At 82.1% G+C, this 1,119-nt stretch carries 1 protein-coding gene; it reads right to left on the bottom strand.

Annotated features, from left to right (window positions below; translation table 11 throughout):
* Positions 1–263: 263 nt before the first annotated feature.
* Positions 264–1,115, bottom strand: coding sequence for a sulfurtransferase (locus LCE31_RS17655; RefSeq protein ID WP_225015251.1), 852 nt, complete (start codon positions 1,113–1,115; stop codon positions 264–266).
* Positions 1,116–1,119 lie beyond the last annotated feature (4 nt).

The following is a 1,119-nucleotide window of genomic DNA, read 5'->3' as shown; positions in this document are numbered from 1 at the left end:
CACGGTCTGGGGCGGGGGCCCCCCCGCGGGGGGTTTTTTACCCCCCCCCCCGGGGCGCGGGGGGGGGGGGGGGCCCGGGGGGGGGGGGGGGGGGGGGGCCCCCCCGCCGCGTGCTGCCGGGCGGACGCCCGGCCTGGTGCGGGGTCAGGCGGCCCCGGAAGGCGGGGCGGGGCCTCTCTTCCCGCGGCCGGGGGGTCAGGCTGTGGCGTCCCGTCCCGCGGCCCCGGGAGGCGTGGCGGGGCGTCCCGTCCCGCAGCCGGGGGTCAGGCGCCCGTCGCGACCGGGCGGGTCTCGTCCTGGGTCCACTCGGACCAGGAGCCCGCGTACAGCGCCGCCGGTACACCGGCCAGTTCCAGCGCGAGCACCTCGTGCGCCGCGGAGACGCCCGAGCCGCAGTACACGCCGACCGCGGGGGCCTCGGCCGCGCCCAGGGCCGCGAAGCGGGAGGCCAGTTCGACGGCCGGGCGGAACGTGCCGTCCTCGCCCACGTTCCCGGTCGTCGGCGCGGAGACGGCGCCGGGGATGTGGCCGCCGATCCGGTCGACGGGTTCGACGTCGCCCCGGTAGCGCTCCGCGGCCCGCGCGTCCAGCAGCAGGCCGTCGCGGGCCAGCGCGGCGGCGCCGTCCGCGTCCAGCAGCCCCAGCGCGCCGGGCTCGGGCAGGAAGTCGCCCTCCTCCGGTGTCACTGCGGCGGTGTCGAGGGGGCGGTCTCCCCACGCCGCGAGCCCGCCGTCCAGGACGCGCACGTCCGGGTGGCCGGTCCAGCGCAGCAGCCACCACGCACGGGCCGCCGCCCAGCCCTGACCGCCGTCGTAGGCCACGACGGGCGTGTCCCCGCGCACCCCGGCGGCGCGCATGGCGGCACCGAACTCCGCGACGTCCGGAAGCGGGTGGCGGCCGTGCGCGCCCGGCGGGCCCGCGAGTTCGCGGTCGAGGTCGACGAAGACCGCGCCGGGGAGGTGGCCCGCGGCATAGGCCGCGCGCCCGTCGAAGGCGGGCGCGGCCCCCCCCCCCCGGGGGCCCCCGGCGGGGGCGGGGGGGCGGGCCGGGGGGGGGGGCCCCCCCCGGGGGGGGGGGCGGGGGGGCGCGGGGGATGTGGGGGGTGAAACGGCCAAAAGA

Origin of the sequence: Streptomyces sp. 8L (assembly GCF_020176795.1) — a bacterium.
Classification (GTDB): Bacteria; Actinomycetota; Actinomycetes; order Streptomycetales; family Streptomycetaceae; genus Streptomyces.
Note: the sequence above shows the minus strand (reverse complement) of the source record. Positions and strands in the feature narration are given on the sequence as shown.